This is a genomic window from Antarcticibacterium sp. 1MA-6-2, from assembly GCF_021535135.1.
GTDB lineage: Bacteria > Bacteroidota > Bacteroidia > Flavobacteriales > Flavobacteriaceae > Gillisia.
The window spans coordinates 3,099,334-3,124,424 of record NZ_CP091036.1 but is presented as its reverse complement, the minus strand read 5'-3'; the positions used below and the strand labels follow the sequence as shown (position 1 = coordinate 3,124,424).

Genomic DNA, 25,091 nt, shown 5'->3' with positions numbered 1-25,091 from the left:
AACCACTAAAGGATGTATTACTGTCCCGGTGAAAGGCTTTCTCCGTTAGAGAATGGAGCTTGACAGGTGCTCCTGAATTTAATTATCTTGCTGTCACTGATTTCACCACTTTTTTAAAAGTATTCTATGGACATCGATTTTGTACGGGAGCAATTTCCGGCGCTAAAACAGGATTTCACTTTTATGGATAACGCGGGAGGATCGCAAATTCTTGGCAGAACCATTGATTATATAAGTGAGTATTACAAGAACTATAATGTGCAGCTGGGTGCTTCCTATGAAGTTTCTAAAAATGCAGGTTCAAAATTAAGAGAGGCTACACAAAAAGTTGCGGATTTTATAAATTCTCCCGGAAGTCAGGAAATTGTGATTGGCCCCTCTTCCTCAATGCTATTGAGAATTCTCAGCATGGGGATTAGCCATGACTGGAAAGAAGGAGATGAAGTTATTGTTACCAATACCGATCACGAGGCGAATGTTTCCTGCTGGACAGATCTTCAGCAAAAAGGTATTGTAATAAAAATTTGGAAAGTGAACCCGGAAAATTTTCAACTGGAAATGGAAGAGCTCAGGAAACTACTTTCTTCCCGGACTAAACTGGTCGCTGTAACCCATGCTTCCAATGTTCTCGGAGGAATTAATCCCATCAAGGAAATTTCAAAGGAAGTCCACGAAGCCGGGGCACTTATTTGTGTAGACGGAGTAGCTTATGCGCCACACCGCAAAGTTGATGTACAGGAACTGGATGTAGATTTCTACACTTTCAGCTGGTACAAATTGTACGGACCTCATCTGGCGGTGATGTATGGCAAGCTGGAACTCCTGATAAATATGAAAGGAATCAATCATTATTTCTTTAAACCAGAGGATGTTCCCTACAAATTCCAGCCGGGCAATTACAATTTTGAACTTACTTATGGGCTAAAAGGAATTCCGGAATATTTTGGGGCATTGCACGATCATCATTTTCCTGAAGATAAATCAGTGTCTGAAGCTGAAAAATTGGAAAAAAGCTTCAACCTGATTACTCAATATGAAGAAAAACTCGCAGGTAAACTTCTCGATTATCTAAATTCCATTGAAGACATCAAAATCATCGGCAGCAACAAAGCTGATGGCTGCGGAAGAGTTCCAACTATTTCGTTTATTCACCATAAACTAAAAAGCCCGGAAATTGTGGAAAAGGTTGATCCTTTTAGGATTGGCATTCGCTTCGGAGATTTTTATGCCAAAAAATTAATTCAGGATCTGGATCTGGAAAAATATGGTGGAGTAGTTCGGGTGAGTCTTATGCATTATAATACAGAAGCTGAAGTAGATGATTTGATTCAGGCCTTCAGAAGCATATTTTAAACTAATTAATCTTTTTGTTCTTGCCGGGCTTCTGAAGAATTTTCTAATAGATCACTAAGCTTTAATAACTCTTCCACCTCCGGCGAGAATATTTATTTTCGCATTTTTATACTGTTCCTCATCAAGAGCACGCGTCGCATCCTCTATAAGAGTGACATTAAAACCTTCTTCAAGAGCATCAATGACTGAAAAGTACACACAGTATTCTCCCGCGAGGCCACAAAAATAAAGCTCTGAAGCCCCTTTTTCCCGAAGGTAACCCGCGAGTCCGGTGGATTTTAAATGTGCGTTGTCATAGAATCCGCTATAGCTGTCAATTTCAGGATCTGTTCCTTTTCTAAAGATAGATTCTATTTTCGCGGTTTCGAGTTCAGGGTAAAATTCAGCTCCATACGTATTCTGCACACAATGAATTGGCCAAAGCACCTGATCTTCATCTCTCCATTTTATAGTTTCAAATGCCTTTTTCCCCTCGTGATTTGCTGCAAAACTGGAATGGTTTTTTGGATGCCAGTCCTGGGTGGCAATAATAAGTTCAAATTTCTTCTGAAGATCGTTGATCACCTCTACTATTTCGTTTCCACCAGGCACAGCCAAAGCTCCGCCGGGGATGAAATCGTTTTGCACATCAATAATTACTAATGTCTTCATTTTCCATTTCTTTATATTTTGACAAAAGATCTGCCCGCTCTTTTTTAAGTTTTCTGCTTATTCCGATTTTGTAGATGTGCGGATTGTCAAACCTTTTATATTCCGTAAGCAAAGCCGATAATCTTTTAGCCGAGTATTCCGCTATTTCCCACACACTCCTGAATTCAATTGTGGTCTTCCCGTTTTCCATCACCGGGTGTAGCAAAGGCTCAAAATCGTGATGCGTTAAAGGGAGAGATTTTAAAGGTCCCACAGGATCATACATTCTTTCCAGCCTTGTTTCTTCCCGTAGTGCAATGGCATCAGCACCAATAAGCTCTCCTTTTGAATTTTTTATGCGGAAAACCTGCTTTTTATGCGGAATGGTCACCTTTGCCAGGTTTTCCGAAATCTTTATTCTGGGCTTTCCGTTAGACATTGAAAGTTTGTAGACTCCGTCAATAGCAGCATCAGGGCTACCCGTAACCAGGCTGGTTCCAACTCCGAAGATATCTATAGGTGCCTGCTGCTCCAGTAAGCTTTTTATCACATATTCATCCAGCTGATTTGAAGCAGCGATTTTTACGTAACTAAGCCCTGCATTATCTAACATTTTTCGGCTTTCTCTCGCGAGGTAAGCCAAATCTCCACTATCCAAACGTATTCCTGCCAGTTTTTCTCCCCTTGCCTCCATTTCCTTTCCTACTTTTATGGCGTGAGGAAGACCACTTTCCAGGGTATTGTACGTATCTACAAGAAGAACACAGCCCTTTGGCCGTCCTTTTGCAAAAGCCCTGAAGGCTTCCAGTTCATCATCAAAACTCTGGATAAAAGAATGAGCCATAGTCCCTGAAACAGGAATATCAAAATTCTTTGCAGCCATCACATTACTGGTACCGTTAAAACCACCAATTATTGCCGCCCTGCTGGCGTGATAACTTCCTGTAGCCTGGGCCCGTCGCATCCCGAATTCGAGTAGCTTTCTTTCTCCTGCCACCAATCGCATTCTGCTTGCTTTTGTGGCTACCAGGGTTTGAAAATTCAGAAGATTCAGCAAAAGAGTCTCAATTATCTGCGCCTCTATGATATTAGCCTCTACCTGTAAAATTGGCCTATTCGGAAATACCAGATCCCCCTCAAGAGCAGAAAAAATTCTCCCGTTAAATCTGAAATCTTTAAGGTAATCCAGGAAATCACTATCGAATCCCTGCCCCTGGAGGTACCTAATATCGTCTTCAGAAAACCTGAGATTCTCTAATATTCGGAGGAGATCTTCAAGACCTGCAAAAATTGCATAAGCTCCACTAAAAGGTACTTTCCTAAAGTAGTAATCAAAAACAGCGGTATGTTCTTTATGTCCATTCTTGAAATACACCTCAGCCATCGCAAGTTGATACTGATCGGTATAAGTAGCAGAAAAATTGATCATTTATATAACTTTTATTCCTTCTGAAGAATTCCTGTCACAGAGAGATAAATCCATCAATTGGTACTACAAATTTACTTGTTTGAAAGCGGATTATGGCAGCCACAGCTGAAATTTGTAATTCTACAGAGTCTTTTTTAGCGTGATCGGCATTTTTTCTGAAGGCGGAAGGGGCAATATTTAGATCTTATCTTCTGGAAAGAAAACACTTATTATGCGAAGAGTCAGGAATAAGAATAAATTAGGGTTATATATAAAACAAAAAAGCCCGACATTTCTGTCAGGCTTTCTGCTCCCCCTCTTGGGCTCGAACCAAGGACCCTCTGATTAACAGTCAGATGCTCTAACCAGCTGAGCTAAGGAGGAAGGTGTTTTTTCCTTTGCGGTTGCAAATATAACTCAAAATTTAAATGCTATCAAAACAAAAAATCATTTTTTTCTGAAAAACTTCTGTGTGTAAAAATTACAAAATTTAAGAAGATGAAATCCAGGTTGATGACTAAAATTACCACTCCTGTTTTTCAGGTTTTTGCATACCTTTAAAAGAAAGTTATTCCGAATTCCTTCTAAAATTGTATTACAATCAATTAAATCTTTTTTCGGAAATTTAAAACTCAAAAATCTATCTGGTCTATGAAAAAGCTCTTACTACTGAATTTTCTTATTCTGTTATCCTCTTCCGGATTTTCCCAACAAGCACTGGGAGGCGCAGGGAATATTATCTCTCCCGAGGTTCACGAAGACAACACAGTAACTTTTAGACTTTATGCTCCTAATGCAAGGGAAGTAAAAGTTAGCGGGGAGTGGATGCCGCAGAAAGAGTGGGCCACTATTCCTGCAGAAATGAAAATGAACAAGGATAGTGTTTGGACTTACACAACAAAACCACTACCATCTAATCTATACAGCTACTCTTTTCTAGTAGACGGCGTAAAAATGACAGATCCTAACAATGTACACCTGGTAAGGGATGTGGCAACAGTTAGCAGTATTTTTATTATTGGCAACGGAAAAGCAGAAAACTATAGCGTTAACGACGTGCCACATGGAACAGTTGCCAGAAGGTGGTACAATTCTCCCTCAAACAAAGAAAAGGATAACAGGCGCATTACTATTTACACTCCCCCGGGATATGAGACCAGTGATGAATCTTATCCCGTACTTTACCTGCTTCACGGAATGGGAGGTGATGAGGAAGCCTGGATTGCCCTTGGAAGGGCTTCTCAAATCCTCGACAATTTAATTGCGCAAGGAAAAGCCAAACCTATGGTAGTGGTAATGCCAAATGGTAATTATGTACAGGAAGCTGCTCCCGGAGAATCCTCAAAAGGTTTTTATAAGCCCAACTTTCAGCTGCCATTTACAATGGAAGGGAGTATGGAAAGCTCTTTCCCGGATGTTATAGATTTTGTTGAAAACAACTACAGAGTAAAGGCAGAGAAAGAAAGCAGAGCGATTGCAGGTCTATCCATGGGAGGTTTTCATTCCCTGCACATTTCAAGATATTATCCTGATACTTTTGATTATGTAGGCCTCTTTTCACCTGCTATTATGCCGGGAGAAAACGTAAAATCTCCTATTTATGAAAATCTGGAAGAAACTTTAAAACAGCAAAAGGAAAATGGGGTAGAACTTTACTGGATTGCAATAGGTAAAACAGATTTTCTATATAAGAGCGTAGAAGATTTTCGAAAAACACTTGACCAAATAAAAATGAATTATGTGTACAGGGAAACAGAAGGTGGCCACACCTGGAGTAACTGGAGGGATTACCTGGTGGAATTAACACAACTTCTATTTAAATAATGAAACCGCAGTAAAATATAAACGCCGGAAGTTCTTTCCGGCGTTCTAATTATAGTTCTTGTCTCTTATTCAAATAACCAGCGGTAGACATCATTTCCGTTTGCAAACAGTACTAACGCAATTATTATAAAGAATCCTACCAGCTGGGCATATTCCATGAATTTTTCATTGGGCTTTCTGCCTGTCACCAGTTCATACATTAAAAATACTACGTGCCCTCCATCTAAAGCAGGAATAGGCAGTATGTTCATAAAGGCTAAAATTATAGACAATAAAGCTGTTGTAAGCCAGAATCCCTGCCAGTTCCAGGCATCGGGAAACAATCCTCCTATCGCACCAAATCCACCCACTTGTGTAGCTCCTTTGGCAGTAAAAACATATTTAAATTGCGCTACGTAGTCGTGAAGGGTCCAGTAACCATATTCAAAACCTTCTGTAATACTTTCAGCAAGGCCGTACTCTCTTTTCTGAATATTAAAGTCTCCCTTTGAAGTAACACCTAATAATCCTTCTTCATCTGGAGTAACCGTGGTGCTCATTATTTCATCTCCTCTTTTAAAGACGATTTCCACTTCCTTATTTTTAGCATCCTGGGAAAGGGGAGCCAGATCATGCCAGTATCCTATTTCCTGCTTATTGAAGGAAATTAAACTGTCGCCCTTCTGTAAGCCTGCAATAGCAGCAGCTCTTCCAGCGACAACGCTGTCCAGAACAGCATTTTGAATAGGAACAAAAGGTTGCATAACCCCTTCCTGGAACATTCTCGTTCCTATTTCTTCAGGAATTTCTATAGTCTCTTCTTCACCATTCTGGCGTAATACAGTTACTCTTCTCACGTCCCGCATAAAAAGGTGTCGATTTATGTCCTCCCTGCCGTAAAGGAAATCTTCTCCATTAACCGCAAGGATCCTGTCCCCATCTTCAAAACCAAACTCTTTAAATTCTTCGGCAACCGCAAATCCCCTTGGCATGTCTTCCGGGGTAATAAAACTGCTACCCCAAACAAATAGGACTATCATATAAATGAAAAATCCTAACAGGAGGTTAACGGTTACTCCACCAAGCATAATAATTAAACGTTGCCATCTTGGTTTGCTCCTAAATTCCCAGGGTTTAGGCTCCTGCGCCATTTGCTCCCTGTCCATACTTTCATCGATCATCCCCGAGATCTTTACATAACCACCTAAAGGAAGCCACCCAATACCGTATACTGTATCACCAATCTTTTTCTTAAAAAGGGCAAATTTTACGTCAAAAAATAAGAAGAATTTTTCAACACGGGTCTTGAAAATTTTTGCGGGAATAAAGTGACCTAGCTCGTGTAGGACGATTAATATAGATAAACTAAGAAGTAATTGTATTGCTTTTATTAAAAATGGATCCATTCTGTATTCAAAATTTAAAACGCACAAAAGTAGTCTTTTAAACACTCTCAAAAAAGCATAAAAATGATCGAGTCTAAGGGAGATTCAAATTTTAAGTTTTGTAGTGCTACTAATTGATCTACAGGCCGTAATTTTGCAGAAATAAATATTGCTATGCTTAAATTCTTTGCCAAATACAAGTTCTTTGCTATTGTTTTATTTATTCTCTCTGTTATCATTATAATAACGATATACACTATTTTAAAGCCTGAAAAAAGATTACCCGTTTACCAACCAGACATGGTAAATGCTGAACTTGTAGATACCACCGTACAGTATATAAGAAAATATCACACGATTGGGGATTTTAAACTTCTAAATCAAAATGGCGATACCATCACCCAGGAATTTTACAAAGACAAAATATATATAGCCGATTTCTTTTTTACTACCTGCCTCACTATTTGCCCAATTATGACAGATCATATGCAAAAGATCCAGGAAAAGCTAAAAAACGATCCCGAGGTCCTCTTGCTTTCTCACACTGTTATTCCGCAACACGATAGTGTTCCCGTTTTAAAAAAGTATGCTTTAGAAAATGGAATTGATGATTCTAAATGGAACCTGGTAACCGGGGATAAGAAGGAGATTTATGACCTCGCCCGAAAGTCCTACCTCGCCACAAAATCTGATGGTGATGGCGGACCCTATGATATGATCCATACCGAAAATTTTGTACTGGTAGACAAAAAGGGCCAAATTAGAGGTTTTTATGACGGTACCCAACCCGGGGTAATAGACGAGGTAATGCGGGATGTAAAAATTCTTAAGGACATCACACGATAAATATTCTTTTCTCTCCTAAACTTTTTTAAGACTTTATTTTGCATTATTTTTGCCTTGTTTAAAATCAATCTAAATAAAAATGAAGCTTACAGTTGCTCATTTAAAGCGGGGACAGAAAGGGATCATCAGGGAATTTTCTGTTGACAATGTTCCGTTGAAGCTTCTGGAAATGGGGTGTCTCCCGGGAAACCAGGTTGAGCTTGTTCAAACTGCTCCTTTTCGGGATCCATTGTACCTCAATATTAACGGAAGTCATTTGGCTATAAGAAAGGAAACTGCACTTCATATAGAAATAGATCTAATTTCTTGAAATGGGGAAACAAATTAATGTAGCATTAATTGGAAACCCCAATACCGGGAAAACTTCGGTTTTTAACCAGCTTACGGTTTAAATCAACAGGTGGGGAACTATCCCGGGATTACTGTTGAAAAAAAGGAAGGTATCTGTAAACTTCCGCGGGGTATAAAAGCCCACATCCTGGATCTTCCCGGTACCTACAGCTTAAACGCCTCCTCCCTGGATGAAAATGTTGTCATTGAACTGCTCCTTAACAAAAATGATAAAGATTTTCCAGATGTTGCTGTTGTTGTGAGCGATGTGGAGAACCTTAAACGAAATCTCCTGCTTTTTACACAAATAAAAGATCTTGAAATTCCAACCATCCTCGTCATCAATATGGCCGACAGGATGAAGAGAAAAGGAATTAGCCTTGATGTAGAAAAACTGGAAGAACAACTAAAAACTAAAGTCGCTCTTGTAAGCGCAAGAAAAAGATCTGGAATAGAAGAACTTAAAGAGTTAATTCTCAATTATAAAAAAATCTCCACAGAACCGTGTTTAAATGCATCTTCCATGGATCCGGAGTATTTCAACAGGTTGAGAAAAGCTTTTCCTAACCAGTCGTTGTACAAACTTTGGTTGGTCATTACTCAGGATGTCAACTTCGGAAATGTAAACCTAGCACTCCCTGTCTACAGATCCCGATTTTCACACCAAGAGTGAAGGAGATCTAAAACGCCTTCAGCAAAAAGAAACCATCCTTAGGTATAAATTTATTAATGATCTTCTAAAAGATACGATGACTGTAGATGTTAATTCAGCTACAGATATCAGGATAAGGCTGGACAGGCTGCTTACTCATAAGGTTTGGGGATACGTGATATTCTTCTTTATTCTGCTTTTGATATTTCAGGCAATTTATGACTGGTCCAGTTATCCGATGGATTTTATAGATGTTACTTTTGCTGCATTTAGCGAATGGGCCCTTCAAATCCTGCCTCCGGGTGCTTTTACCAGCTTAATTGCTGAAGGTATTATCCCCGGCCTGGGAGGAATTGTAATTTTTATTCCCCAAATAGCATTCCTGTTCCTGTTTATTTCGGTTTTGGAAGAAAGCGGGTATATGAGCCGCGTCGTATTTTTAATGGACAGGTTAATGAGGAGGTTCGGCCTTAGCGGAAAAAGCGTGGTTCCCCTGGTTTCGGGTACTGCCTGTGCTATTCCCGCGGTAATGGCGACACGAAATATTGAAAACTGGAAAGAAAGGCTTATAACAATTCTTGTAGTACCCTTTACTACCTGCTCAGCAAGATTACCTGTATACCTTATAATTATTGCCCTCGTAATTCCCGACAGGAGTTTTATGGGATTCAACCTGCAGGGGATCACACTTATGTTGCTGTATTTATTAGGATTTGTTACTGCAATTGGCGCAGCCTGGATCCTCAATCAAATCCTGAACATTAAATCCAAAAGTTATTTTGTCATTGAAATGCCAAACTACAAGCTTCCTCTGGCAAAAAATGTGGCAATTAACGTAGTAGAAAAGACTAAATCATTTGTACTGGGAGCTGGAAAAATTATCCTGGCTATTTCTGTTATTTTGTGGGTTCTGGCAAGTTATGGCCCGGGAGAAAATTTCTCTAATGCTGAAGAAATAATAAGTACTCAAACAGAAAATGTTTCAGAAACCGAATTTGAGGAAAAAGTGGCCTCCTTTAAACTGGAAAATTCTTATATAGGAATTACAGGAAGAGCTATTGAACCAGTGTTTACTCCCCTGGGATACGACTGGAAAATTGGAATAGCTATTTTAAGTTCCTTTGCTGCAAGAGAAGTATTTGTGGGAACTCTGGCAACAATTTACAGCGTTGGAAGTGATGAAGTAGAAACCATCCAGAACAGGATGGCTGCAGAATCAAACCCCATCCTGGGAGGTCCTCTTTTTACATTCGCCAGTGGGGTGAGCCTGCTGCTGTTTTATGCTTTTGCCATGCAATGTATGAGTACACTTGCTATTGTAAAACGGGAAACTAATACGTGGAAATGGCCTGTACTACAACTTGTTATAATGAGTGGATTTGCCTATTTGGTAGCTCTGCTCGCATTTCAGGTTCTCAAATAAAATTGTAAGATCTAATTTCTAAACCGACTGAATCACTATGGAACTTATACAGGAAATCTTAGTCTTAATCACGTTTATTTTAGCAGTAGGCTATATGTTTACCAAATTTATTTGGAAACCTGCTTTTCTTAAAGGCAAAAAAGCTGCAGATAAATCTTGTGGGGTATCGGGTTGTGGCTGTGATTAAGAACAACCGCAGTCGGTAGGTAATTTTCCTTTCTTCGGAAGTTAATTTAAACTATCTGAAATTTTGCTGATTTGAATGTGCAGAGAGTAAGGATCGTGCTTTTCAGTAGTTTCTACCTTTGGATAAGGTAGAAGGATAAGCCCATTTAAATTATAGGAAATTTCTTCAGCTAAAAGATCTAAAGGAATTTTTCCTCCGCCTACAGTTTCAATTTTTTCCTTCTGAAAGATCCCATTTTTATATAATTCTACTCTCACTACTGCCTCCCCTGCCCATATACAGGTTACACCAATAGGACATCTGGAATCAGAAATTACCTCTTTAAATTTTATGGAACTATCTCCAAAGTTTAGCATTTCTCCTAGCTTAAGAACAGAGTTGTGGATTTTCACCTCTGTAGTATCCTGAGCAAGGGTTTCACCTGTAAGAAAAATAAGAAGAATGATTAGCAGGTATTTCATTTAGATGTTTTATATAAAGACTGCCTTTTGACCTTAGCGTTGCAAAAATTAGCTCAATCCTACGTCCAGCGTCATCATTATTATAAAACCACCTATAAAACCTAAAGTCGCAACATCAGTAAATTTTGCCTGTTGAGATTCAGGAATTACTTCTTCCACTACAACAAAGATCATTGCTCCTGCAGCAAAGGACAGCGCGTATGGTAAAATAGGTTCAAAAGTTAAAACTGCCCAGGCACCTAAAACAGCTGCAATCAGTTCCACTGCTGCCGAGAGTTGCCCAAAATTAAAACTTTTCCAGCTGGACATTCCCTGCTTAGGCGTAAGGGCATTGCCACTGCTATTCCTTCAGGAAAATTTTGAAGTCCTATCCCCAGGGCCAAAGCCACAGCCCCACCAATAGTTGCACCGTCAAAACCTGCAGCTGCCGCTCCAAATAATACACCCACTGCAAGACCCTCTGGAATATTGTGCATAGTAATTGCTAAAGTTAGCAGGGTAGATTTGTGCCAGGGAGTTTTTATTCCTTCTTTATCAACCATTTGGTTATGGATATGCAGGTGAGGTAAAACTTTATCCAGGCCGAATAAAAATAGTGCTCCCAGGGCAAATCCCACAACAGATGGAATGACTCTTACAAATCCTTCCCCCGGGCTCATTTCTATCCCGGGAGCCAATAAACTCCAGAAACTGGCTGCTACCATTACGCCTCCCGTAAATCCCAGCATACCGTCAAAAAAGCCCCTGCTCATATTTTTAAACAGGAATACCAGGGAAGCACCTAAAGCTGTAAGCCCCCAGGTGAAAAGAGTAGCAAGAAACGCTGCAAGAATAGGATCCAGGCCCTCAAAATAATTAATTATACTTTCCATTGTGTTAGGTGATTTTTATATATAAATTTCCTGAAATAAGATTTGAGATCCTTATTTCTTCATTTTCGATTCTTATTTTCATAGACTGGTCAAAAATCTCTTTTTCAAGGATCGTGATCTCTTTACCCAATGAGATCCTGTGCTTATCCAGAAATTGCAAAAAGGCAGGAGAAGAGTCTTTTACCCCTACACAAATACCTGTTTCTCCTTTTTCAAGATCGGCCAAAAGGTCTTTGTGCAGGATTTCAAATTTTCCATTTGCATCAGGAATAGGGTCTCCATGGGGATCCCGCTTTGGATATTTAAGAAACCTATCCAACTCATTAGTGAGTTTTTCAGATTTAATATGTTCTAATTGCTCTGCTACTTCATGCACCTCATCCCAGCTAAAATTTAATTTATCTACCAGGAAAACCTCCCAGAGCTAGGTGCTTTCTAATTACTCCAACAGCCGCTTTCTTCTAGCTTCACTTAATTTAACACCCTGATATTTCCTGTAATTGACCAAATCTTTGTCTGATAATCTTTTTATCATGTCTGTTACAGAAGATGCTTTAGTCTGCATTTCTTCTGCCAGGGCATTAGTACTTACACCCCCTCGATAATTTGATTCAAGATGAAAAATGGCTTTAAGATAATTTTCTTCAGATAGGCTAAACATTTTTATAATTTAAAGTACCAAAAATACATTTTTTAATTTAATAAATCAATTTTTTAGATACGCCTAAATATTTTTTATAAATTTGTGAAAAATTAATTGAATGAAAACTAAGGTTTTTATCTTCTTCAGCCTTTTATTTTCGACCGCAGGAGCTCAAAACACTGAAGTCAAAGGAGTAGTCATTCATGATGATATACCAATATCTTTTGCAAGTATTTCTATATCCGGAACAAGCAAAGGAGTTAGTGCAGATAAAAGAGGAATATTCTCTCTTAAGCTTGAAAATAAAATAGAAGAATTAACCATTCAGGCCATAGGTTTTAAAACCAAAAAAATAAGCATAAGACCCCGCGACTATTATGATAGAAAACTTATAATTAAATTGGAAGAAGATGCTTTGGGTCTGGATCAGGTAGTCATAAGTGCTACAAGAAACCGAATCAACTTAAAAGACGCTCCCGTGATTGTTAATGTGCTTAACTCTAAATTATTCAATGCCACGCAATCGGTCTCCGTTGCTGAAACTTTAAATTTTCAACCGGGGGTACGAATAGAAACTAATTGTCAAAATTGTGGATTTACCCAGGTAAGACTAAACGGACTTGATGGAAGTTATACACAGATTTTAATTAATAGCCGATCTGTCTTCAGTGCTTTAAATAGCGTTTATGGACTGGAACAAATACCTACTTCTATTTTGGACCGGGTAGAAGTGGTTCGCAGTGGTGGCTCTGCTTTATTTGGATCTAATGCTATTGCTAAGCACCGTAAATATCATTACTAAAGAACCTGTTTTAAATTCATGGAATCTTGCCTCCAACCTATCCCTGATAGAAGGTGAAATTCCTGACAGAACAATAAATTTTGCTGGTTCTGTAGTAACCGAAAATCTGAATAGAGGAGTAACCATTTATGGGATGAATCGCGATAGGTCTGCTTATGATGCTAATGGCGATGGATTCACTGAAATTACTGAATTATCTAATAACACCTTAGGCGCCAAGGCTTTTTTGGACCCTTCTGAAACCAGTAAGATTACTTTGGACCTTACAGCTCTCAAAGAATACAGAAGAGGTGGCGACAGATTAGCCCTTGCTCCGCATTTAACAGATATAACCGAAAAATTAAACCATAATACAGTTATTGGTGGACTTACCTATGATTTTTCAAATGCTGAAATGAGCAATAACTATTCTCTTTACATTTCCGGACAGCATACTGACAGGAAGAGTTATTATGGTGGGCTTGGAGGTGGCAGAACTTCTATGGATAGTATTTCAGCTTCTAACGCCTACGGAAATACTGAAGATCTGGCGCTGTTGGGAGGCTTTCAGGTCACCAGAAATTTTACTAATAATGATGTATTAACCACCGGAATCGAATATAATTACAGTAATACAGAAGATAATATTGCGGGATACAAAAGGTTTATTGATCAGGAAGTAAATTCCTATGCTGCATTTGGCCAGTACGAGTGGAAGCCTCTGGAGAATTTCACAGCATTGATAGGTGCTAGGCTGGATCATATAAATGTTTCTGGGACATATACCGTAGAAAACATTGGAAGAATTTCTGCAATAGATCAAACCGTAATGAGTCCAAGGCTAACCTTACTTTACAACATTACCGATGAGTTACAATTTCGTGGAGGATACGCCCGTGGTTTCAGAGCGCCGCAAGCCTTTAATGAAGATCTGCATATTTCTTCAGTTGGTGGAGAACCGCAGTTCGTAATTCTTTCAGATGATCTGGAAACAGAGTATTCCAATGCCTACACTGCTTCTTTCAACTATTCAAAAAGCATTAATAAGTTACAAACAGATTTTCTTTTAGAAGGTTTTTATACTGAACTAAAAGATCCCTTTACTACAGTGAGTACCGGAGCCAGCTTGCCCAATGGATCCATTTTAAAGGAAATCAGAAACGGAAGCGGGGCTTATGTTACAGGAACCAATTTTGAATTTGGTGTTTCTCCTTCATTAGATCTAACCTTCCAACTGGGAGGAACTTACCAGCAATCTATATACAAAGAAGACCAAATTCTATATGAGGCAGATCCGCTCTCTCAAACCGAAGCTGATATTGTGATTAGCGAATTCGTAAGAAATCCAGATTTTTACGGTTACTTAAATATAAATACCAGGCCTTTTGAAGATTTTTCCCTGGATCTTACCGTACTTATACGGGAAACATGATTATCCCAAGAGTGATCAATGCTAATGGATTTTTAGAGTTGAGAGAATCTTCATCTTTTTGGGATATAAATTTGAAACTTGAGCAACATATCGATATTACGGAGAATTTTCACATTAATTTAAGTGCGGGTGTTCAGAATGCTTTAAATGCTTATCAAGATGATTTTGACTCCGGCCCTACCCGGGATTCCGATTACATCTATGGACCAGCCCGACCCCGTACTTTTTTCTTCGGAATCAAAATTGGAAATCTCCATAACTAGACCGAAATCATGAAAAATCTAATCGCTCTCTTTTTTTAATCAGCTTCACTCACGTTTGTGCTCAGCAAAATGAGATCAACTGGATGGGCTTTGAAGAACTGGAGGAATCATTGGAAGAGGAAAAAAAACCCGTGGTGATCTACTTTTATACTGACTGGTGTGTGTATTGTAAAAAAATGGACAAACAGGCATTCAAAGATCCCGAAATTATTTCCGCTCTAAATAACCACTTTTATGCTGTCAAAATGAATGCGGAAAGCACTGAAAATATAAAATTTGATGGGCAGATTTTTACGAATGAACAGGTTAAAACGAAGAGGATCGCGATCCATCAAATACCTCTGCTGTTAGCCAGCCGAAAAAATACACCAGTTTCGTTTCCCGTCATTCTGGTGCTTGATGAAAACTTTAAAGTTCTCAGGAAGAGTTACGAATATCTCACTACAGAAAAATTGAAAATATTGATCAAAGACTAATTTTTGACTCAGGGTTTTCATAATTAACCTGGTTAAAAGTCATTGGGGGTTTTTAAATTCCTCTTTCCTTTAGAATATGCTCATATGCTTCCTGTACTTTTCTGAACTTTTCTTCAGCTCCTTTTTGGTAAGCTTCATCCATATGCTGCAGCTTGTCCGGGTGATACTTTTTTGCCATTGTTCGAAAAGCTTTTTTAACCTCGGCATCGGTAGCAGATTTTTCAATTTCCAGGATCTTGTAGGCATTATCGGCAGATTGGAAGAACATTGCTTTAATGCTTTCAAAATCTCTTTTCATCAGATTTAAGTATCCTGAAATTTGATGTAATTGATTTAATTCAGCCTGGGAAACCTGCCCGTCTGCTTTTGCAATTCCAAATAGAAAATGCAGGATTTGAAGTCTAACTTCATAGCGAGTACGCTGTTGTAAGTAAAGACCAATTCGCTGAGCTGATACTTCTCTGCTTTTGATGACCTCATTAAAGGTGCGAAAAGTGGCATTTGCCCGCTCCTTTCCGTAGGCCTGAACGAAATATGTCCTCACATAATCAAGTTCAGTTTGTGAAACCTTACCATCAGCTTTAATGACAATGGAACATAAGGATAATAGATTCAGCTCAAAATCACCGGGAGATACCGTTTGTGCTTCTCCCGAAAACACATTTTTATAAGTCCCTGACGACCGGGACCAGTTATCTATTACTGTACCTAAAATAAAACCGAGAATAGCTCCCGCATACCTGTAAAACATAAAGCCAATAACGGCCAGTATCCATTTGAACATGTATCTGCTTTGAAATTATTAATTGCAAAGATAGCATTTGGAGTTCTTATTTAGCTTATCTGCACGAGTCAAAACAGTCTAAAATAGGAGTATTGTTAGAATTTTAACCAGTCTTTAACCGGGAAATAAACTTGTAATCCTTAAATTTAGGAAAATCCGGTATTATGAAAACAAGTAATAAATTATACATTTTGTTAATCTTCGTCCTGGCATTTTTTACAAGTACGATGTCTTTTTCACAAAGTATTATCCAGGGGGACCCCGATCCCGAAATTGAGGAACGGGCAGCTGAAACTACTGAAATGTGGGCGAGGGAATTGGGCTTAACGAGCAAACAGGAAATCCTGATGGAAAAGAAAATTATTGAATTTACAATGAGAAGAAAAGACCTGCTGAATTCAAAAATGAATGAAGCAGCGAAAAAAGAAAGATTGATCGTATTGCAGGAAGAAGAACGTGCAGACATGACTGATATTCTTACACAACCCCAAATAGTAGACCTTGTTATCCAGGCAGAGAGAATAGCAGAGGCAGCGGAAAATAATGAAAAGAAAGAACAGTAGAATTGTCGCTTTATAATATGATGAATACTGCAGGTTTAATAGGCTCTGGCTATGTCCCTATAGTTAGATGAGATATCTCATTCCGAAGTAAATTCTGTATCTTTACGTTTTAAACTTTTAATAAAATATTCGATATATGTATCCAGCAGAATTAGTAAAACCAATGAGAGAAGATCTTACGAATGTAGGATTTGAAGAATTACATACAAGAAGCTGAAGTTGAGGCCGCAATGCAAAGACAGGGAACTACCCTGGTAGTGGTAAATTCAGTATGTGGTTGCGCGGCTGCAAACGCACGTCCGGGAGCCAGGATGTCCCTGCAAAATGCAAAAACGCCCGATAATCTTGTAACAGTTTTTGCGGGTGTAGACAGAGAAGCAACAGATAAAGCCAGAGGTTTTATGGTACCGTTTCCTCCATCTTCTCCTTCAATGGCTCTTTTTAAGGATGGCGAATTAGTTCATATGCTTGAGCGTCATCACATAGAAGGACGTCCTGCACAAATGATTGCAGAAAATCTTGTGAGTGCATACAATGAGTTTTGTTAATTTCAACTAAACCTATTAAATACAGTAAGCCACACATGTGGTCGGTTTTTGTATTTTAAAGGGGAGTTTTTGTATTTTCACCTTCTGTATTAATTTACTATGAAGATTATTTTATACTTCTTTTTCCTTACAATTGCCGTTGCCAGTTGTGAAAACCTGGGAGATCATCCTGAAGAATTTAAAAATGAGAATATTACACAAGCTCAACTGGAGCAGCAATTTTCAGAAATTGAGAAATATATAGCCCAGGGCAGCTGTACCGGAAGTGAACAGTGTTCTTTTATTCCTTACGGAAGAAAAGCGTGCGGAGGACCTCAAGGTTACCTTGTATTCTCCACAAAAGTTGACAACGAAAAGCTGCAGGAAATGGTGAATCGCTACACTAAAATGGAAATAGCTTATAATGAACAAAACCAGGTAATGAGCGATTGCAGCTTACCTCCGGAACCTGCTGAATTAGGCTGTGAAAACGGAAACTGTATAAGGATAAAGTAATTTTTTAAAAAAGTCTATTTTTGCTGTAGTCAAACGGTACAATGAAAAAGATCCTTTCCTACCCCTTATCGGTCATTTGCTATTTTTTCTTTTTTCTCTCACTTATTGTTTTTCACGTAATACAGTGGCTATGTCTTAAGCTAGGCGGGTACCAGGCGCACAAAAAATCGGTTGATATTTTTAACCTTGTGCTCATGCGTTGCTTAAATATAATGGGCACCCGGTTTAGTATAGATAATGCTTTTAATATTCCTGTTAACAGGACCTGCATTTTTGTTGCTAACCATCAGGGAATATATGACATTCCTCCTATTATTTGGTATTTGCGCAAGCAACATCCTAAGTTTGTGAGTAAAAAAGAACTGGGAAAAGGGATTCCGGGAATTTCATTCAATTTGAGACATGGAGGTTCTGCATTAATAGATCGAAAGAATCCAAGGCAGGCGGTAGTAACTATTTCAAAATTTGCGGCTTATTTAAAGGAAACAAATAGATCTGCCGTAATATTCCCTGAAGGAACCCGTAGCAGGACGGGGCAACCCAAGAAATTTGCCGTTACAGGGTTACAGGTCCTCTTCAAAAAGTTACCCGATGCTTTAGTAGTTCCTATAACAGTAAACAACTCCTGGAAATTATTTAAATATGGAAGTTTTCCCCTGGGGATGGGGGTTCACGTTAAACTGAAAGTTCACGAACCTATCCCGGTCAACTCCCAGGAACCCGAAGCGCTTATTGCCCTTGTAGAGCGCACCATTATAAAAGATATTAAATAAAAATGACAAATCGTTTTCCCATTGGCACCAGTCCAAACCACTCCCCGTTGACACAGGACCAAATTATCCAAAAGACTAAGATTTTTGTAGAAGCTTCTCTCAAAGATGCTGAAGGAGGACACGATTACTTTCATATTGAGCGGGTTTTAAACAACGCTCTCCTTATTAACAGGGAAGAAGGGGCCAATGAGTTTATAGTCGTTCTGGGAGCTTTACTGCACGACATAGCCGACTATAAATTTCACAATGGTGATGAAACAGTGGGGCCAAAAACGGCCAGAAATTTTTTATCTGAACAAGGGGTGGATCAATATACAATCGATCAGGTTGTGAAAATTATTGAAAATGTCTCTTTTAAAGGGGGAAATGAGAGGCAGGAATTCTGTTCAAAAGAGCTTGAAATTATACAGGATGCTGACAGACTGGATGCTTTGGGGGCAATTGGAATAGCCCGAACCTTTAATTACGGTGGATTTAAAGGAAGAGCTCTTTATGATCCTGGAGTAAAGCCAAACCTCTCCCTGACTAAAGAAGAATACAAAGCTTCAACAGCTCCCACAATAAATCATTTTTATGAAAAACTTCTCCTGTTAAAGGACAGGATGAATACTAAAACGGGGAGAACACTAGCCGCAGAGCGTCATAGATTTATGGAACAGTTTCTTGACCATTTCTATGCCGAATGGGAAGGTAAGCGGTGATTCCTAAAATTTAATTTAGAACCAGTTGCTCCACGGGATTCTTGATAATACGAATAGAAGGCCTAAACTATAGAAAATTGCCAGCATCTTAAATTTTGGCCTGGAGGTAAGCTTCTTTTTATGTTTGGAGTAACCTATAGTTATAAGTGCTACTGCAATCAACATCATAAGTGGATGTTCAATTATATACAAGCGCAAGGTACTATCGCTCATAACACCACCCATTCCAACTTTTCCAAACGCACTTAAATAGGGAGCCGTAAAGAAAAGAACAATTCCTATTAGTATTTGAATATGTGAAACTATTAAAGTGAAGAGGGCTATTCGAAAATTTGTAGCACCATATTCTTTATTTGAAAAATACCCTACCAAAGAATTCACTGTAGCGATTATTAAAATAAGTAGCACCAGATATGCCCAGTAGGAATGAATAAACAGAACAGTTTCGTACATAATTACTAATTTTTAGTAAAGATAGTTTTTTCCAATAAAAAACGCCACGGCTTCCCGTGGCGTTTCTCTATTAATATAAGATTTTCCTAGAAGTTGTACTTAACGCTCAAGCTCCATTGTCTGTCGTAACCAAAAAATGCTCTGTTTGCAGTGTTAATACCTTTGTAGGTAGCTGCACCATCTTCCACAGGTCGATTAGTTGCGAGACTCGAAAGATATACTTCATTAAATAGATTATCTACATTAGCCCTAAAGTTTAATGAACTTCTACCTTGCAATGGAATACTATAGGAAGCTCCAAGTCTAACAAGATCATAAGAAGGAACTTTTATAATTTCATTGGATGCTTCAGGATCGGTGAAAGAAATAGGATCAATACCTGCGTAAAGATCAGCATAGTAATACCAATCTGCATCTACGGAAAGATTTGGTAAAACATCATATTCTACTCCAAGATTAAAAGATGTTTGTGGTGCGTTACCTACTTTCTCCCCATCAATATAAGAAATAGTATTTGAAAGACCTTCAACAGGATCTAAAGTGCTTGAATCAAATAATGATTGCACAGGATTTGCTGAATATTTCCAATCTCCTACAGCAGCAAAACCTGTTACAGATAATGTAGTTGTTGGCCTGAAAATAAAATCCAATTCCACACCGTAGTGAGTTTGTTCAATTAGGTTAAAATTAGCGAAGTACTCTTCATCAACACCGTCCTCACCAACCAGGTCAAGGAAAGTAGTTCTTGTTTCAGTTCTGTTTGCCCATTTCGTAAAATATCCATTGATATTTGCGCTAAACAATCTTGTGCTATAACCATATCCGGCTTCGATCCCCGTAATTTCCTCATTTTCAGTTAAAGGATTAATATCATTCTCGAAGTTGAGAAAAATATTGTCGTGGAAAGGTTGACGGGAATAAAAACCTGCGTTAGCAAAAACATTGTGAACTTCACTTATATTATAGTTAGCCCCACCTTTTACATTGTAACCTGTGTTAGTAATTTTAGCAGATTCCTGATCAGATGGCATAGTATAATTAAAGTAATCAAACCTTTGGTGAGATTGACTTGACAATGCTCCCTGTAAAAAAGTCGAGAAACTATCATTCCTGTACTCAATCTGTCCAAATCCACCTATGTAAGCAATATCCTCAGAGTAACTATAATCAATCTGTTGATCTCCTCTTGCTTTGTTAAAAGTAGGACCAAAAAGACTAACATCAAAGCTTTGGAAAACTGTTTGTCCAGCAGGGATAGAACCATTTCCATTTTCATACCAACCATCAAGTCCAAGGAAATTTGTTACCTGTCTATAGTGGTCACCCTTATAAAATCTATAATCTGCACCAACATTTAATTCCAGGTTTTCACTTAATTCGTGGTTAAAGCTTGATACTGCACCTACCCAAAAGTGATTGTTCATAGAAGCTCTTGTAATGTAACCTCTTTCTCCCTGAACCGCAGGATTATTACCAATTTGAAGCTCTTCCCCAACAACCATCGTAGGAGTTATGCTTCTGTTACTTGCAACTATTTGGTCAAAATTGATTTGGCCTGCATCATTAAATTTGCTTCCAAATCTACCTAATGGACCTGTACCCCCTCCAGTTCCAGTAGAAGCATAAGCAACAGTAGATAAACTTGAAGCATCGCTCATATTCCAGTCCCAGTTAAAGTTGATAACTAGGTTTGTGATAGAAGTTTGTACGCTCATTATATAAGCTACCGTTTAAGTAACCCCAATTTTCGTTGTAATCTCTTCCGCGGGTCAAAGCGGCATTTATACTACCTTGATATGCCTGACCGTGGGTTTGAGGGGCTCCTGTAATAAGTAAGTTAAAGGCGTGCTCATCAGAAGGTCTGTATCCAACTGAGAAGAAATAGGTTAAACCTTCTCCAGCGGTTCCTTTATAGAAATTTCCATCTCCCTGCCATCTGGATAGCATATAGGTGGAAGACCAGCCAAGATCATTTTTACCTGTAGTGTAGTAGGCAGTTGTCTTATAGTAATTGTTGTTAGCAATTTCTCCAGAAACAAATCCTCTCTCAACGTTGTTATAGGTTTGTGTTACGATGTTAACAGTTCCTCCAACAGAAGAAATAGCAAGTTTTGAAGCTCCCAGACCTCTCTGAACTTGTACTGCATTGGCAATATCTCTTACTCCCTGCCAGTTACTCCAGTACATATTTCCATCCTCCATACCATTGATTGGTTGACCATTTAGAAGGAATGCGGTATTACTCTGGTCAAATCCACGAACTCTCATTTCAGAGTCACCATATCCACCTCCGGAAGTATTAGCATAAACAGACGGCATAGATCTTAACATCTCTGGAAACTCCATGTTTCCTGCACTTTTTTCTATTTCAGCAGAAGTTATTGTTGAAACAGCTACAGGAGTTTGTCTTCCAATTGCAACGTCGATAACTCCTCTACCAATTACTATAACTTCCGAAAGAGCATCGGCATCAGTGCCTAAAACAATATTTCCTAAATTTTGAGTTTGACCTGCAGCTACAGAATATGCTACTGTCTTTCTTTCAAATCCCACAAAAGTAATTTCCAACGTACCGCTTGCGTTAGGAACGCTAAGGGCAAAACGGCCATCAAAGTCGGTAGTGGTCCCTGTGTTTGTACCTACTACCTTTACGTTTGCACCAGGTAGTGGGGCATTCATGTCAGAATCTACTACCGTTCCGGTAATGGTTCCTTGAGCAAAAATCGTAGCAGACGTTAAAAAAAACACTGCTAGTGCTAATAATTTCCTCATTTTAAAAGTTGTTTGTTTTGAGTTTATAATTCGTGGCAAAAGAAGTGATTTTATGGTTATAAAACTTTAACTAATTGTTAAGGTTTCGACCTTTAACATCTAATGCCGGACAAATTTAATTAAAACAAATAACCCCCTGAAAATTAAGGAACAGTAAGTAGCTAACAGTTTATTAACTATTTCGAAATAGTTAGTTTAAATAGAATTTTAAGAGATTTTTAGTAGAACTATCATGGTTTGAAACGTCAAGTCGATCAATTTCTGAAAGAATTTTTGAAGCTAATTGCTTCCCTAATTCTACCCCCCATTGGTCATAACTGTAAATATTCCAAATCACTCCCTGTACAAAAATTTTGTGTTCATACATGGCTATTAATTTTCCCAAACTGGTGGGAGTCAATTGGTCTATTAGAATTGAAGTGGTGGGTTTATTCCCGTCAAATTCCTTGAATGGTCTTAATACATTCAATTCTTCAGAAGCCATTTTCTTTTCTTCCAGTTCTTTTTGAACCTCGTTAGAAGTTTTGCCCATTAATAAAGCCTCTGTCTGGGCAAAATAATTAGCCATAAGCTTATGATGATGATCCCTGTCTTTATAAAGAGATTTTTTAAACCCAATAAAATCAGCCGGAATAAGCTTGGTACCCTGATGGATCAATTGGAAAAAGGCATGCTGAGAATTAGTGCCGGGCTCACCCCAAATAATATTCCCGGTTTGGTAGGAAACTTTGTTCCCGTTGCGGTCAACGCTTTTACCATTGCTTTCCATAATTGCCTGTTGAAGATAGGAAGGCAATTTTTGCAGGTACTGCGTATAGGGAATTACGGCTTCACTTTCAGCTTTATAAAAATTATTATACCAAATGCTGAGTAAGGCCAGCTGCACCGGGATGTTCTTTTCAAAATCTTCAGTTTTAAAATGAACATCCATTTGATGAGCTCCTTCTAACAATTCATTAAACTGGCTGTATCCCACCGCCAGGCTAATAGATAAACCTACTGCACTCCAAAGAGAAAATCGGCCGCCAACCCAATCCCACATTGGGAAAATATTTTCAGAAGCAATTCCAAATTCTTCTACTTTGGAAATATTACTTGATACGGCCACAAAATGTTTTGAAACAGCATCAGCCGGAGAAGATTTTTTAAACCAGTCTCTGGCTGTGTTAGCGTTACTTAAGGTTTCCTGGGTTGTGAAAGTTTTTGAAACAATAACAAAAAGGGTGGTTTCAGGATTAAGATCTTTTAATGTCTCATGAACGTGATCACCGTCTACATTGGAAATGTAATGTACATTAAGGTGGTTTTTATAAAACTGCAGTGCTTCAGTCACCATAACGGGTCCAAGATCTGATCCTCCAATCCCGATGTTCACTACATCTGTAAAAGCCTGATCTGTATATCCCTTTTTCGCCCCATTTATTATTTGTTGCGAAAATTCCCTGATCTTTCTTTTAGCCTCGTAAACTTCAGGAATAACATTTTTACCATCTACTAAAACTTCTGAATCTTCAGGTGCCCGTAAAGCAGTATGTAATACCTGTAAGCCTTCGGTCCTGTTAATAGCTTCTCCGCCATAATAAGATTCTATTGCTTCCTTAAGTCCAGTGTCCTGTGCTAATCCCAGTAATGCTTGCTGAACTTCCGCCGTGATCCTGTTTTTACTGAAATCTACATAAAAATCTTTCCATTGAATGGTAAAATTACCAGATCGCTCCGGATCTTCCTGAAAAAGATCCTTCATCTTCAAATTCTTTGTCTCTTGAAATATCTCCTGGAGTTTCTTCCAGCTTTCTGTTGTAGTAGGATCTATATTTTTCATTCTAAATTTCTTTAAATGGTATGGACTCCAATCTAGTCTTCACTAAGTTCTATTGCTGCAAAATAATCATCTCGTAAACTATCAACTATTGGTTCGGCCGATGGAAGATTTTGCCTGAAAGGGTCCACCTGTTCTCCTCTCACCCAAAAACGGTAACACACGTGAGGGCCTAGCAAGACCTGTACTTCCTACAAATCCTATGACATCTCCCTGTTTAACTCTTTCACCCACTCTCACATTTCTTTTCGACATATGAAGGTATTGTGTGGTATAGGTGTCGTTGTGTTTAACCTTTACATAATTCCCATTTCCCGCTGTATAACCAGAGGCTATTACAACCCCGTTTGCCGTAGACCAAATTGGAGTTCCATGAGGCGCAGCATAATCGGTACCTTTATGAGCTTTCCAGGTTTTTTGCACGGGATGAAATCTTCTTCCTGAAAATCGGGAAGAAATCCTGCTGAAATTTAGCGGCGCCTTTAAGAAAAAACTCTCCAGTGGCCGTGCTTTTTCATCGTAAAAATCTGTATCAGAATTTTCTGTATTAGCAGCGTAATTAAAAGCATAATAGGGTTTATCCTGATGAACAAACACTGCTCCTTCTATACTTTCTAATCCTGCGTAAATTGTATCGTTGATGTAGCGTTCATTATACACCATCTTGAACTTGTCCCCCTTTTGCAATTTCCAGAAATCTATACTCCACTGGTAAATATTGCTCAACTCATAAGAAAGTAAAATACTTAAACCTTCATTTGTAATAGCATCTGAAAGATTACTAACTATTACTCCTGAAACCGTTTTTCTCTTTATAGTTACAGGTTTTTTCGCCTTTTCTACAGAAACACTATCCTTTATTTTTACGATTGTATATTCTATACGATCGTTTTCATAAATAAAAGCACTGGGTGTAGATGCGGAATCCTTTTCTTTCAGGATTACATATGGCTTTCCTACAATCAACTTTGTAGGGTCAAACTCTTTACCTGCCTGTTGAGTGATTTCATAAACTTTTTGAGCACTCACTCCATGATTGTTCATTATACTCCCGAAGAAATCTCCCGATCTTATGGTATCCCGTACTACTTCAAAATCATTTAATACAAATCCATATTCTTCAAGAATCGGCGGCTGCTCAATTACTTTGGCTTCAGTAATTTCACGGGTTTCCTTTTCCTGCTTACAGGCGGTGAGGGAAAGACCCAGTAATAGTAAGTAACTTAATTTTTTCAATT

22 protein-coding genes, 1 tRNA gene and 4 pseudogenes are annotated in these 25,091 nt (G+C 38.6%); 14 read left to right on the top strand and 13 right to left on the bottom strand.

What is annotated here, in order from left to right; all coding sequences use genetic code 11:
• The first annotated feature begins 126 nt into the window (after window positions 1–126).
• On the top strand, window positions 127–1,353 hold the full coding sequence (locus LZ575_RS15955; RefSeq protein ID WP_235325563.1) for a cysteine desulfurase-like protein: 1,227 nt from the start codon (window positions 127–129) through the stop codon (window positions 1,351–1,353).
• A 54-nt stretch (window positions 1,354–1,407) separates the two neighbouring features.
• On the opposite strand, the gene pncA is transcribed toward LZ575_RS15955, so the two are convergent.
• The 3 genes from pncA to LZ575_RS15940 form a co-directional block, all read right to left on the bottom strand.
• The gene (gene pncA / locus LZ575_RS15950) at window positions 1,408–2,004 is read right to left on the bottom strand and encodes a bifunctional nicotinamidase/pyrazinamidase (RefSeq protein ID WP_235325560.1); all 597 of its coding nucleotides are present in this window, start codon (window positions 2,002–2,004) and stop codon (window positions 1,408–1,410) included.
• Window positions 1,982–3,412 (bottom strand): nicotinate phosphoribosyltransferase, encoded by a 1,431-nt coding sequence (locus LZ575_RS15945; protein WP_235325558.1) that lies wholly within the window; start codon window positions 3,410–3,412, stop codon window positions 1,982–1,984. The genes pncA and LZ575_RS15945 overlap by 23 nt, the downstream gene beginning before the upstream one ends.
• 289 nt (window positions 3,413–3,701) lie before the next feature.
• Window positions 3,702–3,775 (bottom strand) — tRNA-Asn (locus tag LZ575_RS15940).
• Between the two features lie 267 nt (window positions 3,776–4,042).
• Between LZ575_RS15940 and LZ575_RS15935 the strand changes: the two genes are divergently transcribed.
• Window positions 4,043–5,215 (top strand): esterase, encoded by a 1,173-nt coding sequence (locus tag LZ575_RS15935; RefSeq protein ID WP_235325550.1) that lies wholly within the window; start codon window positions 4,043–4,045, stop codon window positions 5,213–5,215.
• Window positions 5,216–5,280: 65 nt separating this feature from the next.
• On the opposite strand, the gene rseP is transcribed toward LZ575_RS15935, so the two are convergent.
• Window positions 5,281–6,600 carry an RIP metalloprotease RseP gene (gene rseP / locus LZ575_RS15930; RefSeq protein WP_235325549.1) on the bottom strand — a complete coding sequence of 440 codons (1,320 nt, stop codon included), beginning with the start codon at window positions 6,598–6,600 and terminating at the stop codon, window positions 5,281–5,283.
• 153 nt (window positions 6,601–6,753) lie between these two features.
• Between rseP and LZ575_RS15925 the strand changes: the two genes are divergently transcribed.
• From LZ575_RS15925 to feoB, 3 genes and pseudogenes are all read left to right on the top strand, one after another.
• Window positions 6,754–7,425 (top strand): SCO family protein, encoded by a 672-nt coding sequence (locus tag LZ575_RS15925; RefSeq protein ID WP_235325541.1) that lies wholly within the window; start codon window positions 6,754–6,756, stop codon window positions 7,423–7,425.
• A 79-nt stretch (window positions 7,426–7,504) separates the two neighbouring features.
• Window positions 7,505–7,735, top strand: coding sequence for a FeoA family protein (locus tag LZ575_RS15920; RefSeq protein WP_235325539.1), 231 nt, complete (start codon window positions 7,505–7,507; stop codon window positions 7,733–7,735).
• A gap of 1 nt (window position 7,736) precedes the next feature.
• Window positions 7,737–9,830 (top strand): annotated as a pseudogene (gene feoB / locus LZ575_RS24335) (ferrous iron transport protein B).
• Between the two features lie 228 nt (window positions 9,831–10,058).
• Here the strand turns inward: feoB and LZ575_RS15905 are convergent.
• The 3 genes and pseudogenes from LZ575_RS15905 to LZ575_RS15895 form a co-directional block, all read right to left on the bottom strand.
• Complete coding sequence (locus LZ575_RS15905; protein ID WP_235325535.1) at window positions 10,059–10,478, bottom strand: hypothetical protein; 420 nt, start codon at window positions 10,476–10,478, stop codon at window positions 10,059–10,061.
• A gap of 48 nt (window positions 10,479–10,526) precedes the next feature.
• A pseudogene (locus LZ575_RS15900) lies at window positions 10,527–11,350 on the bottom strand (ZIP family metal transporter).
• A gap of 4 nt (window positions 11,351–11,354) precedes the next feature.
• A pseudogene (locus LZ575_RS15895) lies at window positions 11,355–12,011 on the bottom strand (metal-dependent transcriptional regulator).
• A gap of 100 nt (window positions 12,012–12,111) precedes the next feature.
• Between LZ575_RS15895 and LZ575_RS15890 the strand changes: the two are divergent.
• The 4 genes from LZ575_RS15890 to LZ575_RS15880 all read left to right on the top strand — a co-directional run bounded on the left by LZ575_RS15890 (window position 12,112) and on the right by LZ575_RS15880 (window position 14,945).
• On the top strand, window positions 12,112–12,795 hold the full coding sequence (locus LZ575_RS15890) for a TonB-dependent receptor plug domain-containing protein (protein ID WP_235325533.1): 684 nt from the start codon (window positions 12,112–12,114) through the stop codon (window positions 12,793–12,795).
• On the top strand, window positions 12,734–14,206 hold the full coding sequence (locus LZ575_RS15885) for a TonB-dependent siderophore receptor (RefSeq protein ID WP_255702635.1): 1,473 nt from the start codon (window positions 12,734–12,736) through the stop codon (window positions 14,204–14,206). The genes LZ575_RS15890 and LZ575_RS15885 overlap by 62 nt, the downstream gene beginning before the upstream one ends.
• Window positions 14,203–14,469: a TonB-dependent receptor gene (locus LZ575_RS22705; RefSeq protein WP_255702634.1), complete on the top strand. Its 267-nt coding sequence runs from the start codon at window positions 14,203–14,205 to the stop codon at window positions 14,467–14,469. The genes LZ575_RS15885 and LZ575_RS22705 overlap by 4 nt, the downstream gene beginning before the upstream one ends.
• Before the next feature lie 83 nt (window positions 14,470–14,552).
• A complete protein-coding gene (locus LZ575_RS15880; RefSeq protein WP_235325531.1) occupies window positions 14,553–14,945 on the top strand; it encodes a thioredoxin family protein in 393 nt (130 codons plus the stop codon).
• Between the two features lie 52 nt (window positions 14,946–14,997).
• Here the strand turns inward: LZ575_RS15880 and LZ575_RS15875 are convergent, their stop codons facing one another.
• Window positions 14,998–15,729 (bottom strand): TerB family tellurite resistance protein, encoded by a 732-nt coding sequence (locus LZ575_RS15875; RefSeq protein WP_235325529.1) that lies wholly within the window; start codon window positions 15,727–15,729, stop codon window positions 14,998–15,000.
• A 164-nt stretch (window positions 15,730–15,893) separates the two neighbouring features.
• Here LZ575_RS15875 and LZ575_RS15870 point away from each other — a divergent pair, with 164 nt between their 5' ends.
• The 5 genes and pseudogenes from LZ575_RS15870 to LZ575_RS15850 all read left to right on the top strand — a co-directional run bounded on the left by LZ575_RS15870 (window position 15,894) and on the right by LZ575_RS15850 (window position 18,809).
• Window positions 15,894–16,292: a hypothetical protein gene (locus LZ575_RS15870; protein WP_235325527.1), complete on the top strand. Its 399-nt coding sequence runs from the start codon at window positions 15,894–15,896 to the stop codon at window positions 16,290–16,292.
• 136 nt (window positions 16,293–16,428) lie between these two features.
• Window positions 16,429–16,840 (top strand): annotated as a pseudogene (locus tag LZ575_RS15865) (BrxA/BrxB family bacilliredoxin).
• A 99-nt stretch (window positions 16,841–16,939) separates the two neighbouring features.
• Window positions 16,940–17,335, top strand: coding sequence for a hypothetical protein (locus tag LZ575_RS15860; protein ID WP_235325525.1), 396 nt, complete (start codon window positions 16,940–16,942; stop codon window positions 17,333–17,335).
• 41 nt (window positions 17,336–17,376) lie between these two features.
• Window positions 17,377–18,108, top strand: coding sequence for a 1-acyl-sn-glycerol-3-phosphate acyltransferase (locus LZ575_RS15855; protein ID WP_235325523.1), 732 nt, complete (start codon window positions 17,377–17,379; stop codon window positions 18,106–18,108).
• A 2-nt stretch (window positions 18,109–18,110) separates the two neighbouring features.
• Window positions 18,111–18,809 (top strand): HD domain-containing protein, encoded by a 699-nt coding sequence (locus LZ575_RS15850; protein ID WP_235325521.1) that lies wholly within the window; start codon window positions 18,111–18,113, stop codon window positions 18,807–18,809.
• 15 nt (window positions 18,810–18,824) lie between these two features.
• Here LZ575_RS15850 and LZ575_RS15845 read toward each other — a convergent pair whose 3' ends face one another.
• From LZ575_RS15845 to LZ575_RS15825, 5 genes are all read right to left on the bottom strand, one after another.
• A complete protein-coding gene (locus tag LZ575_RS15845; RefSeq protein ID WP_235325519.1) occupies window positions 18,825–19,262 on the bottom strand; it encodes a hypothetical protein in 438 nt (145 codons plus the stop codon).
• Between the two features lie 86 nt (window positions 19,263–19,348).
• Window positions 19,349–20,977 (bottom strand): hypothetical protein, encoded by a 1,629-nt coding sequence (locus tag LZ575_RS15840; RefSeq protein WP_235325518.1) that lies wholly within the window; start codon window positions 20,975–20,977, stop codon window positions 19,349–19,351.
• Window positions 20,934–22,034, bottom strand: coding sequence for a TonB-dependent receptor (locus LZ575_RS15835; RefSeq protein WP_235325516.1), 1,101 nt, complete (start codon window positions 22,032–22,034; stop codon window positions 20,934–20,936). Before LZ575_RS15835 ends, LZ575_RS15840 begins: the two co-directional genes overlap by 44 nt.
• Window positions 22,035–22,224: 190 nt before the next feature.
• Complete coding sequence (pgi, locus tag LZ575_RS15830; protein ID WP_235325513.1) at window positions 22,225–23,856, bottom strand: glucose-6-phosphate isomerase; 1,632 nt, start codon at window positions 23,854–23,856, stop codon at window positions 22,225–22,227.
• A gap of 81 nt (window positions 23,857–23,937) precedes the next feature.
• On the bottom strand, window positions 23,938–25,089 hold the full coding sequence (locus tag LZ575_RS15825; protein WP_311195831.1) for a peptidoglycan DD-metalloendopeptidase family protein: 1,152 nt from the start codon (window positions 25,087–25,089) through the stop codon (window positions 23,938–23,940).
• Between the last annotated feature and the right edge of the window lie 2 nt (window positions 25,090–25,091).

Coding starts and splice junctions, on each gene's coding strand:
- LZ575_RS15955 (WP_235325563.1), top strand. CDS start 127: ATGGACATCGATTTTGTACGGGAGCAATTTCCGGCGCTAAAACAGGAT.
- pncA (WP_235325560.1), bottom strand. CDS start 2,004: ATGAAGACATTAGTAATTATTGATGTGCAAAACGATTTCATCCCCGGC.
- LZ575_RS15945 (WP_235325558.1), bottom strand. CDS start 3,412: ATGATCAATTTTTCTGCTACTTATACCGATCAGTATCAACTTGCGATG.
- LZ575_RS15935 (WP_235325550.1), top strand. CDS start 4,043: ATGAAAAAGCTCTTACTACTGAATTTTCTTATTCTGTTATCCTCTTCC.
- rseP (WP_235325549.1), bottom strand. CDS start 6,600: ATGGATCCATTTTTAATAAAAGCAATACAATTACTTCTTAGTTTATCT.
- LZ575_RS15925 (WP_235325541.1), top strand. CDS start 6,754: ATGCTTAAATTCTTTGCCAAATACAAGTTCTTTGCTATTGTTTTATTT.
- LZ575_RS15920 (WP_235325539.1), top strand. CDS start 7,505: ATGAAGCTTACAGTTGCTCATTTAAAGCGGGGACAGAAAGGGATCATC.
- LZ575_RS15905 (WP_235325535.1), bottom strand. CDS start 10,478: ATGAAATACCTGCTAATCATTCTTCTTATTTTTCTTACAGGTGAAACC.
- LZ575_RS15890 (WP_235325533.1), top strand. CDS start 12,112: ATGAAAACTAAGGTTTTTATCTTCTTCAGCCTTTTATTTTCGACCGCA.
- LZ575_RS22705 (WP_255702634.1), top strand. CDS start 14,203: ATGATTATCCCAAGAGTGATCAATGCTAATGGATTTTTAGAGTTGAGA.
- LZ575_RS15880 (WP_235325531.1), top strand. CDS start 14,553: ATGGGCTTTGAAGAACTGGAGGAATCATTGGAAGAGGAAAAAAAACCC.
- LZ575_RS15875 (WP_235325529.1), bottom strand. CDS start 15,729: ATGTTCAAATGGATACTGGCCGTTATTGGCTTTATGTTTTACAGGTAT.
- LZ575_RS15870 (WP_235325527.1), top strand. CDS start 15,894: ATGAAAACAAGTAATAAATTATACATTTTGTTAATCTTCGTCCTGGCA.
- LZ575_RS15860 (WP_235325525.1), top strand. CDS start 16,940: ATGAAGATTATTTTATACTTCTTTTTCCTTACAATTGCCGTTGCCAGT.
- LZ575_RS15855 (WP_235325523.1), top strand. CDS start 17,377: ATGAAAAAGATCCTTTCCTACCCCTTATCGGTCATTTGCTATTTTTTC.
- LZ575_RS15850 (WP_235325521.1), top strand. CDS start 18,111: ATGACAAATCGTTTTCCCATTGGCACCAGTCCAAACCACTCCCCGTTG.
- LZ575_RS15845 (WP_235325519.1), bottom strand. CDS start 19,262: ATGTACGAAACTGTTCTGTTTATTCATTCCTACTGGGCATATCTGGTG.
- LZ575_RS15840 (WP_235325518.1), bottom strand. CDS start 20,977: ATGAGCGTACAAACTTCTATCACAAACCTAGTTATCAACTTTAACTGG.
- LZ575_RS15835 (WP_235325516.1), bottom strand. CDS start 22,034: ATGAGGAAATTATTAGCACTAGCAGTGTTTTTTTTAACGTCTGCTACG.
- pgi (WP_235325513.1), bottom strand. CDS start 23,856: ATGAAAAATATAGATCCTACTACAACAGAAAGCTGGAAGAAACTCCAG.